A 16,770-nucleotide genomic window follows, 5' to 3' on the forward strand; every position below is an offset into this window, starting at 1 on the left:
TCTAATGAGCAATAGCGCGCCACTGCTGATAACGACCGGAGAGCCCGCGGGCATCGGCCCAGAAATCACGCTGATGCTGGCCGCCAATGGGCAGTTGAATAATACGGTGGCCATTGGCGATACGCAGTTGTTGAGACAGCGTGCGTCGCTTCTGGGGCTTCATCTTGATGTGATAGAAGCCGCTCCAGGAAGCGGGGTTACTTCCTCGCCAGGGCGTTTGGTTGTATGGCCCGCAGCACTTTGCGAACCTGCGCTCCCTGGCGTGCTCAATCCTGCTAATGCAGGCTACGTGCTAGAGACATTGCAAATCGCTGTAGATGCCTGTCAGCAGGGGCATGCAGCGGCCATGGTGACTGCGCCGCTGCATAAAGGGGTGATTATCGAAGGCGGCTATCCTAGCTTCACTGGCCACACCGAATGGCTGCGCGATGCCTGTGGGGTGGATGAAGTCGTGATGCTGTTGGCTACCGACCAAGCGCTGCACGCTCAGACGAGTCATTGGCAGGGCAGCAGTGACCTACGCGTCGCGCTTGTCACTACCCACCTACCGCTGCGTGACGTGGCCGATGCGGTTACCTACGACAAAATTATCCGCATTAGCCGTTTGCTTGCGGCCGATCTGAAAAACCAGTTTGGGATTGCTGCTCCGTGCATTGCGGTGTGTGGGCTAAACCCTCATGCCGGAGAAGATGGCCATTTAGGGCGCGAAGAGCTCGATGTTATTATTCCCGCGCTGAAAGCGCTGTGCGCTGAAGGTCTTGATGTTCAAGGCCCGCTGCCAGCTGATACGCTTTTCACGCCGCGCCATTTGGCAGGTGTTGATGCGGTACTGGCGATGTATCATGACCAAGGGCTGGCAGTGTTAAAATACGCAGGCTTTGGTCAGGCGGCGAATATCACACTTGGCCTGCCGCTGGTGCGTACATCGGTAGACCACGGCACCGCGCTCAGTTTAGCCGGTCGCGGCATTGCTGACCCCAATAGCTTAGGCGTAGCTCTCGCGCTAGCAAAGCGGCTTTCCGCACAGCGCGCCAATGGCTTAAATGCTTTATGAATCAACCCTCCAAGGAACACTGTTAGATGTCTCAAGTGCCTCAGCAGCACCGCGCTCGTAAACGCTTTGGTCAAAACTTTCTGCGTGACCTCGGCATCATTTCGCGTATTGTCCGTGCCATTGGGCCTCGCGAAAGCGACCGACTCGTCGAAATTGGCCCTGGGCAAGGCGCGCTTACTGCTCCGTTGCTAGAGGCGGCAGGAAAGCTTGAAGTCATTGAATTAGACCGAGACCTTATTCCGGGCTTAAGGGTGCAGTTTTTTAACTACCCTGACTTTGTTATCCATGAAGGTGACGCGCTAAAGTTTGATTTCGCCGCGCTTAAAGGGGATGGCCCTGCGTTGCGAGTCGTCGGTAATCTGCCTTACAACATCTCGACGCCATTGATAGTGCATCTCTTAACCATGGGCAAGGCGATTGCCGATATGCACTTTATGCTTCAAAAAGAGGTCGTTGAGCGTTTGGCTGCTGAGCCAGGTAGCACCGATTGGGGCCGCCTGTCGGTGATGGCGCAATATTACTGCCAGGTTGATCAGCTGTTTGTCGTACCGCCGGAAGCCTTTGTTCCCAGGCCGAAAGTTGACTCCGCCATTGTTAGGCTAACGCCCCACGAAAGCTTGCCTCAAACAGCAGATGACCCCGCGCTGCTATTTGAATTAGTCAAGTTGGCGTTTGGTCAACGACGCAAAACACTGCGTAATAACCTGAAAGGTAGGGTAAGCGCAGCAACATTAGAAGCCCTAGGTATTGACCCTGCCCGGCGCCCTCAAACCTTGACGGTTGCAGAATACGTAGCTATCGCTAATCAAGTGGCTGTTGATGAAGCGCTTAGTGGTAATGGGAGTGCCGACGCGTGAGTGCCCTAGCCATTGAGGTTAGCGTCGTGCCTGAGTACCGTGCCGCTGAGTCAGATGATAGTGAGTCGCGCTTCGTGTTTAGTTACACCGTGACGGTGCATAACCAAAGCCCTCATAGCGTGCAACTCATGGCACGCTACTGGAAAATTACCCAAGGTAACGGTGATAGCCAAGAGGTGCGTGGCAAAGGGGTGGTGGGCCAGCAGCCGTTAATTGGTCCGGGACAGCGTTTCCGCTACACCAGTCGAGCCATTCTGCAAACGCCGGTGGGCGTTATGGAAGGCGCTTACACACTGCTTAACACCTACACCCAGCGAGCTTTTGAAGTGCCCATTGCACCTTTTAGGCTGGCGGTGCCGCGCCAGCTTCACTGACCATTCTCTAGAAGGGGAGAGCGATGAGCACCTATGCCATTGGTGATCTGCATGGCTGTCATGCCGAGTTTATCAGTTTGCTGGAAAAGCTTAACTTCAATGCAACGAACGATGCGCTCTGGCTGGTTGGCGACCTAGTCAACCGTGGCCCTGGCTCGCTGGCTTGTTTGCAGGAAGTGCAGGCGCTAGGCAGCGCCGCTCGATGCGTACTGGGTAACCACGATTTTCATTTATTGGTGGTAGCTCGTGGCGGCGGCAAACTGAAAAAAAACGACACTCTAAGCGATATTTTGGCGACTCCGCAGCGCGAACAGGTGCTGGATTGGTTGCAAAGCCAGCCATTGGCAGTTTACCAAAACAGTACGCTAATGACCCATGCCGGTATATTACCAACGTGGTGCGCTGAGCAAGCGGTATCGTTTAGCCAAGAAGTGCAGACGGCGTTGCTTAGTGAAACGGCCGGTGATTTTTTAACGCAGTTATTTGGCAATCAACCCGACCGGTTCCATGAGGATCTAGAAGGGATTGATCGTTTACGCTGTCTCGTCAATATATTTACCCGCATGCGCTTTATTGACGCTAATGGTCGGCTAGACTTCGCTGCCAAAGAAGGCTTGGAAAGTGCGCCTGACGGATTTGCCCCTTGGTTTCAATACCCAAGAGCAGATGCGCTTCAACTGTTATTCGGACACTGGGCGGCATTAGAGGGCCAAACCCCGAACGCCAAGATACAGGTTGAAGCGCTGGATACTGGTTGCGTGTGGGGTGGGGCGTTAACCGCTCTCAATCTGGAGTCGGGTGAACGCACCAGCGTCCCTAGCCGTCAGCCGAGACATTAAACACCAGACATTGAAAAAAGGGCGATAGCCGTGTTTCAGGTGGATGCGAAAACCAAAGGGCTCGATGTTTATCGTGTTGGTGGGGCAGTGCGCGATGCGCTGTTAGGCTGGCCGGTAGTGGATAATGATTGGGTCGTCGTTGGTGCTACGCCAGAAGTCATGCAGCAGCGGGGGTTTAAGCCCGTGGGGCGTGATTTTCCGGTATTTCTGCATCCTGATACCGCCGAAGAGTATGCGCTAGCACGCACTGAAAGAAAGTCTGGCCACGGTTATAGCGGCTTTGAAGTACACGCAAGTCCTGATGTGACCCTAGAAGAAGACCTTTCAAGGCGTGATTTAACCATCAACGCGATTGCACAGCGCTTTGATGGCGCGTTGACCGACCCCTTTAACGGTCAGCGGGATATTGAGCAGCGTCTATTACGCCATGTGTCCTCGGCATTTAGTGAAGATCCCTTACGGGTGCTTCGTACGGCACGCTTTCTTGCCCGTTATGCGCATTTAGGGTTTGCTATTGCGCCTGAAACCCTTGAGCTAATGCGCGATGTAAGCCGCAGCGGTGAGCTTAGCCACCTTGCTGCGGAGCGAGTGTGGATAGAAACCGAAAAAGCCCTGGGTGAACCAAACCCTGACCGTTACTTCACCGCCTTAAATGAGTGCGAGGCGCTGGCGGCGTGGTGGCCAGAGCTAACCGATGACCTTGTGCTGGCAAATGCGCTTGAAGCGATGACCCTTGAGACGATCGCACAGCTGGCTATCGACAGCTCGCTTCCGCTGGCTCACTGGCGTTATGCGTTGTTGGTGTCGGTACTGAATGATGCACAGCGTGATGTGCTGGCGATAAGGTTACGATTGCCTAATGCCGTAACGCAGCTTGCGCGTCATGTGGCGTTAAGTAAGGGCATATTGGCCGAGCCATTAAGTGACGAATGTGTTCTTCACTGGCTGGAGCGTTTGGATGGTTGGCGTAAGCCTGCGCAGGTTGATGCCCAGTTACAGCTGATTAAGCGCTTAGCAGAGAGTACGGTCGAACCGTTGAGTCGGGCGTGGCAAGCTGCACAAAGCGTTGACCCTCAAGTGCTATTGAAAGCGGGCTATCGCGGTGCAGCTTTAGGTAAGGCGCTCCGTGAGCACCGCCAACAGGCCGTAGCAAGTGCGCTTTATTAATAGGCACTAAGGGCTGGTTGGTTATGGGCTTTGTTTAGCGAGCGGACACCGCCTTTGGCACAGCGTCTGCCTGAGAAATCCAGCGCCCACGCCAATGAAAGTCGATGGCCCATAAGCGTTGATTACCCAGCTCAAAGCGTTGCCATAGCGCAGCATAAGATAAGCCATAGATGGGGTGGTACTGGTCGGGTAGCAGTTCGGCCAGCGGTTGCAGAACGAAGGCATTGTGCGTGATTTCCCCTCGGGGCAGGGTAACGCCGTCAACGGTGCCGCAAATGCCGCCCACTGTGAGTAGGTCAATATCCAGCGCTCGAGAACTACACTTAACCATATCGGGAGTGCGGCCATGGGCAATTTCGAGTTGCTTAGACCACGCCTGAAGCTTGCCCACCGACCAATCGCTATCAAAGGCAACCACAAGGTTGTAAAAGTTGCGATTATCGCTAAACCCTACCGGCTCGCTTTCAAAAATACGCGATATTTGGAGGGGACCAAATGTGTCTTCAAGCGCATCTAGGCATAGGCGGATATGAGTGTCCGGATCGATATTGCTGCCTAAACTGAGAGTAACCAAGTTCATGGAAGCGTGCCGCGGATGATTTCAAGACCGACGCTAGCGGCTTGTGGAACAGCCCCTGGTTTGCGTACGGTAAGTCGCAACCAGATAATGGAAAACTCCTGCTGTAGGCACTCTGCTAGGCGCTCGGCAAATGTCTCGACGAGAGCAAAGTGGTGCTCGTCAGCAAAGCGCTGAATTCGCTGGCAAATGGCTGCATAATCAAGCGTCAGGCTTAAGTCATCTGCAGCGGCAGCAGGACGAATATCCGTTGCGAGCGATAAGTCCAAGCTCAAAGACTGAACAATAGTGCGCTCCCAGTCGTACACACCGATCACGGTATCTACTGCCAGCGCTTCGATCAAAATGCGATCCACAGCTATTCCTCTAGCGTCAACAAGCGAGGGATTGTACTTGAGGATAGCGCGAAACGACAGCTAGGTAAGATCTAACGCTGGGTAGGAGCCAAGATGGTGGGCGGAGTGATATGGATGGTGGTGGGCTACTTAAGCGGAAGCTGGTTAGCAGCGCTGAGCGTATGCCGGCTGGCAGGTGTACCTGATCCGCGATATTGCGGCTCGCGTAACCCAGGATTTTCGAACGTGCTGCGCCTATACGGGCCGCGTCTAGCCGTCGCCACGCTTTTGCTAGATGCCTTAAAAGGGGCGCCTGCAGTGTTGGCAGCCAAATTGTTAGGGCTGCCTGTTTGGCTACAGGGAGCTGTGGGGTTAGCGGTTCTGTTGGGCCACAGCTACCCCTTATGGCATGGCTTTCGCGGCGGTAAATCGGTTTCCAGTGCGTTTGGCGTGTTGCTGATATTGGTGCCCAGCGTGGCGCTGCTTAGTGCGGTATGCTGGATGCTGCTTGCTTGGCGGCTACGCATGGCAGCGGCAGCGTCGCTTGTTAGTGCATTCGTCGCACCGCTGGCCTGCGCGTGGCTAGCACCTGACTATGTGGTGGTCGTTAGTGGTTTTAGCCTTTTAGTGCTAGCTCGCCATGGGTTAAATATTCGCCGCCTGCGCCGCGGAGAAGAGCCGCATCTACGCGGCTAGCAGGGGCTATCGGTGTAGGAGCTAGAGGTGTTAAGTAGGCGTTAAGGTGTCCAGTGGCCAGCGTGGCGTAGCCCTCATAATGCCGTTATCATCCTGCTCGCCTGCTGCCAGGCGTTGGGCGCCCACATAAGCGATCATCGCGCCATTATCGGTGCAGAAGCGCCCGCGAGGGTAATAGGATTGTGCGTTGCGTTTCTGTGTTTCAATCGCGAGGCGCTCCCGCAGGCGATGATTGGCACTGACGCCACCTGCTACCACTAAGCGCTTCAATCCGGTCTGATCCAGTGCGCGGCGACATTTGATAACCAGGGTGTCTACTACGGCCTCTTCAAATGCCCTCGCCACATCAGCCTTGGCCTGGGTGTCTAGCTCTCCAGCAGCTTCTAATTGGCGAATAGCGGTCAGCGTGTGAGTTTTCAAGCCAGAAAAACTGAAGTCTAGGCCTGGGCGGTCGGTCATCGGCCGTGGGAAACGGAAGCGTTTTGGGTTGCCCTGTTCAGCAAGCTTAGCAACGTGAGGGCCGCCGGGGTAGGCGAGTCCTAGCATTTTGGCCGCTTTGTCGAAGGCCTCACCTGCGGCATCATCAACGGACTCACCGAGCAATTGGTAGTTTCCTAAGGCCTGTACTTCGACGAGCTGGGTGTGTCCGCCAGAGACCAGCAGGGCTACGAAAGGGAAATCCGGAGCATCATCTTCCAGCATTGGGGCTAACAAATGGCCTTCCATGTGGTGTACGCCCAGTACCGGGATATTCAACGCGCGTGCCATACCATGCGCCGTGCTGGCGCCCACCATGAGTGCGCCGACTAACCCCGGGCCAGCCGTGTAGGCAATGCCGTCTAGATCGCGACGCGTCAGTTCTGCATCGTGCAATACTTGCTCGATCAGCGGCAACAGTTTACGTGTATGGTCACGAGACGCGAGTTCAGGCACCACGCCGCCATACTCGGCATGCATGGCAATTTGACTATACAGCGCGTCGGCGAGCAGGCCGCGGCCTCCAGTATATGAAGTATCATAAATCGCGACGCCCGTTTCATCGCAAGACGTTTCAATGCCCAGTACGCGCATGGCTGAAGAACTCGTTGTAAGTTAAAAAGTTGCAGGTTAGCAAGCAGTGCTGCTAAGCAGTCGCCTAGTTTAGCATTCTCATGCTTATAGCGCGTAAGCATTTGCAAAGATAGCCAACCACGACTAGACTACTGTGCGCTGTAAAAACTGGGTCGTACACTGTGTTATTAAAAGTGTACGTACTATCCGAACTCAAGACTCCTTAAGGTAGGTGAGTGCTTAATGCCTTCTGTAAAAGTACGTGATAACGAGCCGTTTGACGTCGCCCTGCGTCGCTTCAAGCGTTCTTGCGAAAAAGCCGGTGTTCTTTCTGAAGTACGCCGCCGCGAGCACTATGAGAAGCCGACTGCTGAGCGTAAACGCAAAGCGGCAGCTGCCGTAAAACGCCACGCCAAGAAAGTCCAGCGTGAGCAAAAGCGTTTCGAACGGCTCTATTGATCCGTACCCGAGGGGGCCGGAGCAGTTAGCTGGTCATCTCAAGAGGGATGTCAAGCGGCCGCCACTAGGTGGCCGTTTGTTTTTGCTTTGATTTATCGCTGTCTACGGTGATTTGGCAACAGGCCCGATGACCCTAGGCAAGTGAATTAGCGCTTTGCGCGAGGATGCCCGCAGTTCATGGCAGGCCAAATTCCACAACGTTTTATCGATGACCTGTTAGGCCGCGTTGATGTGGTCGAGGTGGTTGGTGAGCGTGTGCAGCTTAAAAAGGCCGGGCGTAACTATTCTGGGCTATGTCCTTTCCATCAAGAGAAAACCCCATCGTTTACGGTAAGCAGTGATAAACAGTTTTATCACTGCTTTGGGTGTGGTGCCCACGGTAATGCGCTACGCTTTCTAATGGAATACGACAAACTACCCTTTCCTGATGCGGTCGAGCAGTTGGCTAGCCGTTTGGGGCTGGATGTTCCTCGTGAGGGTGCCGACGATCCGCGCGCCCAGCAGCGCGAAAAAAAGCGCAAAGAGGGCGTTAATCTTCTTGAACTTGCTGCCAGTTTTTATCGAGAACGGCTAAAAATGCAGGAAGGGCAGGGAGCGCAGCGTTATCTGCAGGGGCGTGGATTATCGCCAGATGTTGTCAGTACTTATGGTATTGGTTATGCGCCTGGCGGATGGGAAGCCCTGAAGCAGCACTTGAGTGCGCGAGGTATTGGTGAGCCTGTACAAGTAGAGTATGGCTTGCTAATTCACCGTGAAGACACAGGGCGGACGTATGACCGCTTTCGTGACCGAGTGATGTTTCCCATTCGGGATCTAAGAGGGCGGACCATCGCGTTTGGCGGCCGGGTAATGGGCGATGAGCAGCCTAAATATCTAAATTCGCCAGAAACGCCTGTCTTTCACAAAGGACGTGAGCTGTACGGGCTGTACGAGGCTCGCCAAGCTTCAAGCAAGCTTGAGCAGCTCGTCATTGTTGAAGGATACATGGATGTTGTGGCGCTAGCGCAGTACGGCATCAACAACGCCGTCGCAACCTTGGGGACGGCTACAACGGAAGATCACCTAAGCCGACTATTTCGTTTAGTCAGCCGTGTGGTGTTTTGTTTTGACGGTGACCGAGCAGGACGCCAAGCGGCCAGCCGGGCATTGGAAACAGCCTTGCCGCAGATGATTGACGGTCGTGAAGCACGCTTTTTGTTTCTGCCGGAAGGCGATGACCCAGATACGCTAGTGCGCCGTGAAGGTAGCGACGCATTTCAAGATCGCGTTACCTGCGCGATGCCGCTATCTGAGTTTCTTTTTGAGCAGGCTGCTCAGGGACGAGACTTGAATACCGTGGAAGGGCGAGAGCGGTTTGCAAGTCAGGTGCTTGAGGCATTGAACAAAGTGCCTGAGGGCATGCTCAAATCGTTACTGTTGGAAGCGTTGGCTAAGCGCAGTGGGTTGGCGCAATCGCAGCTGAAAACGCTGCTTGAGAAACGCGCGACCGCCAGTGCGCAAAAAGAGGCACAGAAAGCGTCTTCGCAGGAGGCCGTGCACTGGGAGCCGATTGAGTCGCCCGACATGATGCCGTTTGAACATCATGAGGAGCAACTGGTCAGCGCGCAGCCAGCTAGTAAAAAGGCCCAGCAGGGGCGCTCTCAATCGCGTCGCCCGCAAGTGCTTTCAACCGTTGCGCGTATTGCGCAGCTACTGTTGCATGAGCCTGGTTTAGTAACATCGCTGCCAGATTCCCTGGATTGGCTGCCGGAGAGTGAAGAATCATTGCTATGCCGTAACTTGATTGAGTTGTTACGCGCAGGGCGTTATCGCAGCCCGCAAGTGGTGTTGGCGCACTTTCAGGGGAGCCAAGAAGGGCAAGTCTTGGCGGAGCTGGCGTCACGAGAGTTATTGATTCCCAAGGGAACCCGGGAGACTGAGCTGACAGGGTTGGTTGAACATCTAGTAGAGGTTCAGCGCAAGCGATCACCTCAGGAAGAGTACCAGGCGTTGCTGGATTTAGAGCGTTCTGGGCAAAAGCTAGATAAAGCGCAGCGGCAACGGTTGGCCAGCTTAATGATGGAGCTTGTTCAACGACATTAAGTCGGCTTTACAGTGTTTGCTTTGCAATGATTAGAGTTTGAGGCGCTAGGGTTGAATTTCCCTAACGTTGGCACCAAATAAAGGGTCAGTCGCCAGGCGCTGGCCTAACCGAACAACCTAACACACCTGAATGACCGCGCAAATACGTTTCGCTGGAAAAATTCCTGCTATTTACGCTATACTGTTCGGCTTGTTGAGTTTAATCGATTCAGCGCCCCAGGTGTTTCATTCTTCTTCGTCGAGATAGGGTTTCTATGGCTGGAAATGCGCAGCAGCAGTCACGTCTGAAGGAGTTGATCGCGCGCGGCAAGGAACAGGGCTACCTGACCTATGCCGAGGTCAACGACCATCTACCCGAGGATATCGCCGACCCGGATCAAGTGGAAGACATCATTGGCATGATTAACGACATGGGTATTAGTGTCGTTGAAGAAGCGCCAGATGAAGACACTTTGATGATGTCGGATCACTCCACGGACGAGTCCGCTGCGGAAGAGGCCGTCGCGGCACTCGCCGCCGTGGAAAGCGACGTCGGTCGCACTACCGATCCTGTGCGCATGTACATGCGCGAGATGGGAACGGTTGAACTTCTAACCCGCGAAGGTGAGATCGAAATCGCCAAGCGGATAGAAGAGGGTACGCGGGAAGTAATGTCAGCGTTGGCATATTTGCCAGGCGCTGTTGCCTCTATCCTAGATGCCTATGACGCCACACAGGATGAAGAAGCGCCTGGGCGCTTGTCCGATCTGTTCTCTGGCTTTATCGATCCCGATGAGGGAATTCCTGGCGTTGCAGAAGCTGAAGTGCCTGAGCCTGAGCCGGAAACCGAGCTGAGCGATGATGACGATCTCGACAGCGACGATGACGACGAAGACGAGGACAGCACAGCCAGCGAAGGCGGCCCTGATCCGGAAGAAGCGAAAGCACGTTTCGAGCAAATCCGTGAGCAGAATGTCGCTGTTGAAGCTGCGTTGGCGAAATATGGGCGTGGTAGCGCTGAGCTTAAAAGTGAGCAATCGCGTTTAGCCGAGCTATTTTCGCCTATTAAGCTGGTGCCGAAGCATTTTGAGCGTCTGGTTGGTCAAGTGCGTATTAGCGTTGAGCAGGTGCGTGCCCAAGAAAAAGCGGTTATGCAGCTGTGCGTGAAGAAAGCCAAAGTACCGCGCAAAACCTTCATTAAGTCGTTCCCTGGGTACGAGTCTAATCCAGCATGGTTAGACATCTTCCAGGAGGCTCAGCCCAAGTATGCTGATCGCCTTGAGCCACTGCGCGCCGATATTGCTCGTTCGCAGCGCAAAATTGCCTTTGAAGAAGACATGGTGCAGCTCACCGTGGCCGACCTCAAAGAAGTTAACCGTAAACTCTCTATCGGCGAAGCGAAAGCACGTCGTGCCAAGAAAGAGATGGTTGAGGCTAACCTGCGTTTGGTAATTTCGATTGCTAAGAAATATACCAACCGTGGCCTGCAGTTCTTGGATCTAATTCAAGAAGGCAATATTGGCTTGATGAAAGCGGTTGATAAATTCGAATATCGTCGCGGTTACAAGTTCTCGACCTATGCCACATGGTGGATTCGTCAGGCGATTACGCGTTCTATCGCTGACCAAGCACGCACCATCCGTATTCCGGTGCACATGATCGAAACGATCAATAAGCTCAACCGTGTTTCTCGCCAGATGCTGCAGGAAATGGGCCGCGAGCCAACGCCGGAAGAGCTGGGCGAACGTTTGGAAATGCCGGAAGACAAAGTGCGCAAGGTGCTAAAAATTGCCAAAGAGCCGATCTCTATGGAGACGCCGATTGGTGATGATGACGATTCGCACTTAGGTGACTTCATTGAAGACGGCACAATGCTGTTGCCGATTGATATGGCCACCGGTGAAGGCTTGATTGAAGCGACGCGTAACGTTCTTGGCGGCTTAACCGCACGTGAAGCGAAAGTGCTACGCATGCGTTTCGGTATCGATATGAATACCGACCACACGCTAGAAGAAGTGGGTAAGCAGTTCGACGTTACTCGCGAGCGGATTCGTCAGATCGAAGCAAAGGCGTTGCGCAAACTACGCCACCCCAGCCGCTCTGAGCCGCTGCGCTCGTTCCTTGATGAGTGATTTGTAGGCTGTGTAGTAAGTGGTATGTGGTAAATAGAAAGTGGTGAGCTGATAGTCGTCACCATAAACAAAAAGCCCGCCGTTCATAGAACGGCGGGCTTTTTGCGTTATGCCATGAGCGTTATATAACAAAAGGGCTATAGCGTGTAATGCGTGGCTGACCCTGGGCCGACAGGCAAGCCAAAAACGAATACCCAAATAAAGAACATCAGGCTCCAGCCAATCAGCATAAATAGCGTGTAGGGCAGCATAACCGCCACCAGCGTACCAATGCCCATATCTTTGCGGTAGCGGGTTGCCACGGCAAGAATCAAGCCAAAGTAGCTCATCATAGGCGTAATTAAGTTAGTCACTGAGTCGCCGATTCGGTATGCCGCCTGAATTACTTCAGGGGCGTAGCCCATCAGCATTAGCATCGGTACAAAGATGGGAGCTGTTACCGCCCACTGTGCTGAGGCGCTGCCTAGTGATAGGTTGACGAACGCACACATAATAATAAACAGCGCGAATAGGCCCGGGCCGCGTAGCCCTATAGATTGCAGTAGATCGGCACCGGCAACGGCTGTTACGGTGCCAAAGTTGCTCCAGCTAAATAGCGCTACAAACTGCGCCGCAAAAAAGACCAGAACGATATAGAGACCGAGGCTGCTCATGCTTTTCGCCATAGCGTTGACAATATCGCGATCGTTTTGCATGGTGCCTGCTAGACGGCCATAGACAAACCCCAGCACGGTGAAGGACACCGCGACAATTACCACAATGCCACGCAAAAAGGGCGAGCCGCTAATTAGTCCTGTTTCGGGGTTACGCAATATGCCGCTTTCGGGCACAACCATGACCGCGACCAGAGCGGCTAATGCTAATGTCGCAAGTCCAGTCCCTTTTAAGGCGTGCTTCTCTGAGTCGGATAGCCCTTCCATGCGCTGGTTTTCAATGTCGCTATTAGCATAGGCAGAATCGAATTTACCCAGCTTGGGTTCTACGATTTGCTCAGTAACAAAGCCACCAATAAGCGTGACAAAGAACGTACTGGCAAACATAAAGAACCAGTTAGCTTCTGCGCCCACAATGTAAGCGGGGTCAAGCAGACGCGCTGCTTCCTGGGTGATGCCCGATAGCAGTGGGTCAACAGTACCGATCAGTAAGTTAGCGCTGTAGCCTCCAGAAACACCGCAGAACGCAGCCGCTAGGCCCGCCAATGGATGGCGTCCTAATGAGTGGAAAATCATGGCCGCTAAAGGAATTAATACGACATAGCCAAGCTCAGCCGCCATGTTCGACATGATGCCGGCAAACACCACTGCATAGGTGACAATACGCGGCGAGCGATTGAGAACCAGCGCACGCATACTGGCTGAAAGCAGTCCTGAGTGCTCAGCAACGCCGACTCCCAGCATGGCTACCAGTACTGTGCCCAGCGGTGCAAAGTTAGTGAAGTTGGTCACCATTTCAGTGACTAAACGGCGCAGACCTTCGGCATTGAGCAGTGAATTAACCGCTATCCATTCACCTTCGTTAGCAGGGCGAGGGTCAGCAACAGATACCCCTAATGCACCGGCGATGCCGCTGGCGACCACTACCAGCACACATAAAATAGCGAAAAGAGTAACAGGGTGTGGGAGTAGATTACCCAGCCACTCAACGCTATCAAGAAAACGAGTAAATGCACCTCGCTTTAGGGTTTCTTGGCGATTTTGTGAGTTTGTCATAAGGTTTGTGTCGTCAGTAGGTTGTTTTTCAGAAAAAATGCCCATGAATCGGGGGGACGACACTACGTTGAAGCCAACAGGGTCGCAAATGGCTTTGTGTATAACGAGATGTAAAAAATGAATGCCGCCTATGCAGAGCGTAAGACGGCGATAGAGAAGGGCTGCTAGCGGGAGATGAGAGGATTAGCGTGCGACTTGTCGCGCTTTGTAAATACGCCGAGCAATCAGCAGAAGCTCAATCATGGCAAATAGAATCAGGCTGTAGCCTAAAAGCTCAATGGCTTCTTCCGCGACATCTTTGAATTCGCGAATATAAGTGTCTTGCATGACGGCTCGCCAGAAGTCTTGGCGACCATATAGGCGGGAAAAAATGTAGGTGACGAGAACACCGGCTGTGAACAGCCCAAATGCGAAGGTGTTGCTATAATGAGAGAATTCCTCAATAAATCGACCTCGCTGCACGACCACCCAGGTAAGGCTAGGGATGACAATGAGTGCTACCAGCACTTTCCAAGTATTTTCTGCAACGTAGTAATCAAAAAAGTAATCCTGTTCGCGTACCAGTGACGCAGCCACAAACGCCAACAATAGTAGCGTAACAGTAGGCCATACCTTGAGTACTTGGCGCACGTAGATGAGTAAGCCACAGCAGCTGGCCAGCACCAGAGTTTGAGCGAACTCTGTAAAGCCTAGTTCGGTATAGCGCACATCGGGTAGGTAGAGAGCTTCAAAATATCCGCCCTGGGCGATACCAGCGATAAAAAACATATAAAGCGTTGCGCGCAGAAGCGTGTATCCAAAACTGAGTGGCCACTGCGGTGGGGAAGATGACATACCAACATCCTTTTCGGAGAGATGACGTTATAAGAGAGAAGTTTAGAAACATGCATACAAGAATGTTCATTATATCGCCACACTTCTGTGCTCGCACGTTGAACTTAATGGGAGCTGCTCGACTAATGATGGATTAAGGCTGCAAAGTAGCTAGGTTAAGAGGTAATCAACGTTAAGAGGTAATCACCCACTACCGATGAAGGGCAGACAACACAATGGCAATAAGCGTTTTTGATCTCTTTAGAATTGGGATTGGCCCATCAAGCTCTCATACGGTTGGGCCTATGCGCGCGGCGTGCGATTTTAGCCAAGCAATTACTTCACCGTCGCTGACGCGCGTTGTGGTCAGGCTTCACGGTTCGTTAGCGTCTACCGGCATCGGGCATGGTACTGATAGCGCGGTCATCATGGGCTTGATGGGGGAAGCGCCTGAGTCAATTGATCCCGACACCATTACTGAGCGGCTACGTGCGCTGGATGAAGGCGCTCTGTTAATGCTGCCCAATGGGCAAGCGCTACCATTTAATCGTACCCAAGATATTGAATGGGACGACCATTGCTTGCCATTTCACCCGAACGCTATGGTGTTGACGGCTTATCAGCACGATACGGTTATTGCGACAAATACTTATTACTCCCTGGGCGGTGGCTTTTATGTCGATCAAGCCTGCGCCGACCAGGGTGGGTTAGACGAAGATAAAACCGCGCTACCTTACCCGTTTGAAACGGCAAATGAGCTGTTGGCGCTCTGTCAAACAAATAGCTTGCGTATCAGTGAGTTAATGTTTGAAAACGAAAAAGCATGGCGCAGTGAAGAGGTGATTCGCACAGAGCTACTGACGATTTGGCAAGCCATGCGCAGCAGTATTGAAAATGGCTTAAAAGCGACAGGGCACTTGCCCGGAGGGTTAAATGTTCGCCGACGTGCCCATGGCTTGCACCAACAGTTGCTTTCACCACCGCAGAATCAACGCTTAATTGTCTCAAGTTTTACTGTAATGGACTGGGTCAATTTGTTTGCGTTGGCTGTGAATGAAGAGAACGCTGCGGGTAAACGGATGGTTACTGCACCAACGAATGGTGCTGCCGGTATTGTGCCTGCTGTGCTGGCGTACTATTTGAAATTTGAGCCAGATGCCTGTGACGACGACATAGTGGACTTCTTGCTGGCCGCGGGGGCGATGGGTATTTTGTGCAAAAAGAATGCGTCTATTTCTGGTGCGGAAGTTGGCTGCCAGGGAGAAGTTGGTTCTGCTTGTGCGATGGCCGCAGCGGGGCTTGCAGAAGTGCTGGGCGGCTCGCCAAAACAGGTAGAAAACGCGGCTGAAATTGGTTTAGAGCATAATCTTGGCCTTACTTGTGACCCTGTGGCGGGGTTGGTACAAGTGCCGTGTATCGAGCGTAATGCCATTGCCTCGGTAAAGGCGATCAATGCTGCACGTATGGCGCTGCATGGTGATGGTGATCATTTTGTATCGTTGGATAAAGTGATTCGCACCATGCGTGACACCGGCCGAGATATGCAAGATAAATACAAAGAGACGTCAAAGGGTGGTTTGGCTGTTAACGCCATTGAGTGTTAGTGAGTCGGGCAAGGTGGCAGCGTTGCGTCAATATTGGCCACTAAGTAATCGACGAGCTGACGGATTTTAGGTGATAGGTGGCGGTGACGGGGGTATACCGCCCAAACCGCCGTATCGTTGTGTTGGAAAGGTTCCAATACGGACACCAGTTCGCCACTGGCTAGATAAGGGGCAACGTAGTAATCCGGCAGTTGAGCAAGCCCTAGCCCTTTAAGCGCGGCGTCCAGTAGAGCAGGACCTGAATTGCCGCTCCAACAGCCTTCCACTTTAACTTCGCGGCGCTGACCGTTGACTTCAAACAACCAGTTCGGCCGCGAACCCATCAGACAACGGTGTTGGCTAAGTTCCGATAAGGTATGTGGCCTGGGTGCTTGACGGAAGTAAGCCCGGGATCCGACAACATACTCCTGCCGTTCGCATAATCGCCGCGCAATCAAGCTAGAGTCTTTGAGTACCCCCATGCGAATGGCGATATCGTAGCCCTCTTCAATAACTTCTACAGGGCGATTAGTGAAGTGCATATGTACTTCAAGCTGTGGGTGCAGACACTGAAAATCATTCACCAGTGGCGCGATATAGCGCTCGCCAAATGTTGTTGCTGACGTCAGTTTCAGCAGCCCACGTGGATTTGCCTGAAGTTCGCTGACCGCTTGCTCTGCATCGCGCAGGCCATCAAAAAGGTGGCGACAGTGCTCAACGTAGATGGCTCCAGCATCGGTTAAACGAATTTGTCGTGTGGTGCGGTACAAAAGCTGTACCCCCAACTGATTTTCTAGCTGGCTCACTAAGCGACTAATATGCGATGTCGACACCTTTAAATGGCGTGCGGCTGCTGAGAATGTGCCCAGCCTTACCACCTCAACGAATGCCTCGATACGATCCCAACGCTGCACGGCTGTCCTTATTAATTGGTGATTGTTGCTCTATGGCAATAATCTTGTGAGTGTATCCCGCTTTATCCCACTCGCCTAGCTGGCCTACACTGCAGCCATTCAATCGGGTTCGATTAAAACGAATCCGGCAAAACAGTATTCACTCTTATG

At 53.1% G+C, this 16,770-nt stretch carries 16 protein-coding genes; 10 read left to right on the forward strand and 6 right to left on the reverse strand.

Features of this window, described 5'->3' with window-relative positions:
- Nucleotides 1–4: 4 nt before the first annotated feature.
- Genes pdxA through HVE01_RS00800 form a run of 5 tightly spaced genes read left to right on the forward strand, consistent with a single transcriptional unit; the run spans nt 5 to nt 4,291 of the window.
- Complete coding sequence (pdxA, locus tag HVE01_RS00780) at nt 5–1,054, forward strand: 4-hydroxythreonine-4-phosphate dehydrogenase PdxA (RefSeq protein ID WP_146941848.1); 1,050 nt, start codon at nt 5–7, stop codon at nt 1,052–1,054.
- A gap of 26 nt (nt 1,055–1,080) precedes the next feature.
- Nucleotides 1,081–1,911, forward strand: coding sequence for a 16S rRNA (adenine(1518)-N(6)/adenine(1519)-N(6))-dimethyltransferase RsmA (rsmA, locus tag HVE01_RS00785; protein ID WP_146941850.1), 831 nt, complete (start codon nt 1,081–1,083; stop codon nt 1,909–1,911).
- A complete protein-coding gene (apaG, locus tag HVE01_RS00790; RefSeq protein ID WP_125750855.1) occupies nt 1,908–2,285 on the forward strand; it encodes a Co2+/Mg2+ efflux protein ApaG in 378 nt (125 codons plus the stop codon). The genes rsmA and apaG overlap by 4 nt, the downstream gene beginning before the upstream one ends.
- Nucleotides 2,286–2,308: 23 nt before the next feature.
- Nucleotides 2,309–3,124, forward strand: coding sequence for a symmetrical bis(5'-nucleosyl)-tetraphosphatase (locus HVE01_RS00795; RefSeq protein ID WP_146941852.1), 816 nt, complete (start codon nt 2,309–2,311; stop codon nt 3,122–3,124).
- A 30-nt stretch (nt 3,125–3,154) separates the two neighbouring features.
- Complete coding sequence (locus tag HVE01_RS00800; RefSeq protein WP_146941854.1) at nt 3,155–4,291, forward strand: tRNA nucleotidyltransferase/poly(A) polymerase-related protein; 1,137 nt, start codon at nt 3,155–3,157, stop codon at nt 4,289–4,291.
- Nucleotides 4,292–4,325: 34 nt separating this feature from the next.
- Here HVE01_RS00800 and folK read toward each other — a convergent pair whose 3' ends face one another.
- Both folK and folB read right to left on the reverse strand, forming a co-directional pair.
- A complete protein-coding gene (gene folK, locus HVE01_RS00805) occupies nt 4,326–4,871 on the reverse strand; it encodes a 2-amino-4-hydroxy-6-hydroxymethyldihydropteridine diphosphokinase (RefSeq protein ID WP_146941856.1) in 546 nt (181 codons plus the stop codon).
- Complete coding sequence (gene folB / locus HVE01_RS00810) at nt 4,868–5,224, reverse strand: dihydroneopterin aldolase (protein WP_125750842.1); 357 nt, start codon at nt 5,222–5,224, stop codon at nt 4,868–4,870. The genes folK and folB overlap by 4 nt, the downstream gene beginning before the upstream one ends.
- A gap of 105 nt (nt 5,225–5,329) precedes the next feature.
- Between folB and plsY the strand changes: the two genes are divergently transcribed.
- Entirely contained in the window at nt 5,330–5,899 is a 570-nt protein-coding gene (gene plsY, locus HVE01_RS00815; protein ID WP_146942135.1) for a glycerol-3-phosphate 1-O-acyltransferase PlsY, read from the forward strand.
- A 30-nt stretch (nt 5,900–5,929) separates the two neighbouring features.
- Here plsY and tsaD read toward each other — a convergent pair whose 3' ends face one another.
- Complete coding sequence (tsaD, locus tag HVE01_RS00820; RefSeq protein WP_146941858.1) at nt 5,930–6,970, reverse strand: tRNA (adenosine(37)-N6)-threonylcarbamoyltransferase complex transferase subunit TsaD; 1,041 nt, start codon at nt 6,968–6,970, stop codon at nt 5,930–5,932.
- 222 nt (nt 6,971–7,192) lie between these two features.
- On the opposite strand from tsaD, the gene rpsU reads away from it, so the two are divergent.
- The 3 genes from rpsU to rpoD all read left to right on the forward strand — a co-directional run bounded on the left by rpsU (nt 7,193) and on the right by rpoD (nt 11,601).
- Entirely contained in the window at nt 7,193–7,408 is a 216-nt protein-coding gene (gene rpsU / locus HVE01_RS00825) for a 30S ribosomal protein S21 (protein ID WP_008956349.1), read from the forward strand.
- 177 nt (nt 7,409–7,585) lie between these two features.
- Complete coding sequence (gene dnaG / locus HVE01_RS00830) at nt 7,586–9,490, forward strand: DNA primase (protein ID WP_146941860.1); 1,905 nt, start codon at nt 7,586–7,588, stop codon at nt 9,488–9,490.
- Between the two features lie 254 nt (nt 9,491–9,744).
- Nucleotides 9,745–11,601 carry an RNA polymerase sigma factor RpoD gene (gene rpoD / locus HVE01_RS00835; protein ID WP_125750833.1) on the forward strand — a complete coding sequence of 619 codons (1,857 nt, stop codon included), beginning with the start codon at nt 9,745–9,747 and terminating at the stop codon, nt 11,599–11,601.
- A 137-nt stretch (nt 11,602–11,738) separates the two neighbouring features.
- Here rpoD and HVE01_RS00840 read toward each other — a convergent pair whose 3' ends face one another.
- Nucleotides 11,739–13,310, reverse strand: coding sequence for an AbgT family transporter (locus HVE01_RS00840; protein WP_125750830.1), 1,572 nt, complete (start codon nt 13,308–13,310; stop codon nt 11,739–11,741).
- A 183-nt stretch (nt 13,311–13,493) separates the two neighbouring features.
- On the reverse strand, nt 13,494–14,144 hold the full coding sequence (locus tag HVE01_RS00845) for a hypothetical protein (RefSeq protein ID WP_125750827.1): 651 nt from the start codon (nt 14,142–14,144) through the stop codon (nt 13,494–13,496).
- Between the two features lie 215 nt (nt 14,145–14,359).
- Between HVE01_RS00845 and HVE01_RS00850 the strand changes: the two genes are divergently transcribed.
- The gene (locus tag HVE01_RS00850; RefSeq protein ID WP_146941862.1) at nt 14,360–15,727 is read left to right on the forward strand and encodes an L-serine ammonia-lyase; all 1,368 of its coding nucleotides are present in this window, start codon (nt 14,360–14,362) and stop codon (nt 15,725–15,727) included.
- Here the strand turns inward: HVE01_RS00850 and HVE01_RS00855 are convergent.
- Complete coding sequence (locus tag HVE01_RS00855) at nt 15,724–16,620, reverse strand: LysR family transcriptional regulator (protein ID WP_125750822.1); 897 nt, start codon at nt 16,618–16,620, stop codon at nt 15,724–15,726. The two genes, HVE01_RS00850 and HVE01_RS00855, sit on opposite strands and share 4 nt — an antisense overlap.
- Between the last annotated feature and the right edge of the window lie 150 nt (nt 16,621–16,770).

Source organism: Vreelandella venusta (assembly GCF_007989605.1).
Lineage (GTDB): Bacteria > Pseudomonadota > Gammaproteobacteria > Pseudomonadales > Halomonadaceae > Vreelandella > Vreelandella venusta.

Excerpts from the sequence above, each read along its gene's own strand:
- HVE01_RS00845 (WP_125750827.1), bottom strand. The coding sequence starts at position 14,144 with ATGTCATCTTCCCCACCGCAGTGGCCACTCAGTTTTGGATACACGCTT.
- HVE01_RS00795 (WP_146941852.1), top strand. The coding sequence starts at position 2,309 with ATGAGCACCTATGCCATTGGTGATCTGCATGGCTGTCATGCCGAGTTT.
- HVE01_RS00840 (WP_125750830.1), bottom strand. The coding sequence starts at position 13,310 with ATGACAAACTCACAAAATCGCCAAGAAACCCTAAAGCGAGGTGCATTT.
- pdxA (WP_146941848.1), top strand. The coding sequence starts at position 5 with ATGAGCAATAGCGCGCCACTGCTGATAACGACCGGAGAGCCCGCGGGC.
- rpsU (WP_008956349.1), top strand. The coding sequence starts at position 7,193 with ATGCCTTCTGTAAAAGTACGTGATAACGAGCCGTTTGACGTCGCCCTG.
- rsmA (WP_146941850.1), top strand. The coding sequence starts at position 1,081 with ATGTCTCAAGTGCCTCAGCAGCACCGCGCTCGTAAACGCTTTGGTCAA.
- folK (WP_146941856.1), bottom strand. The coding sequence starts at position 4,871 with ATGAACTTGGTTACTCTCAGTTTAGGCAGCAATATCGATCCGGACACT.
- dnaG (WP_146941860.1), top strand. The coding sequence starts at position 7,586 with ATGGCAGGCCAAATTCCACAACGTTTTATCGATGACCTGTTAGGCCGC.
- rpoD (WP_125750833.1), top strand. The coding sequence starts at position 9,745 with ATGGCTGGAAATGCGCAGCAGCAGTCACGTCTGAAGGAGTTGATCGCG.
- HVE01_RS00850 (WP_146941862.1), top strand. The coding sequence starts at position 14,360 with ATGGCAATAAGCGTTTTTGATCTCTTTAGAATTGGGATTGGCCCATCA.
- tsaD (WP_146941858.1), bottom strand. The coding sequence starts at position 6,970 with ATGCGCGTACTGGGCATTGAAACGTCTTGCGATGAAACGGGCGTCGCG.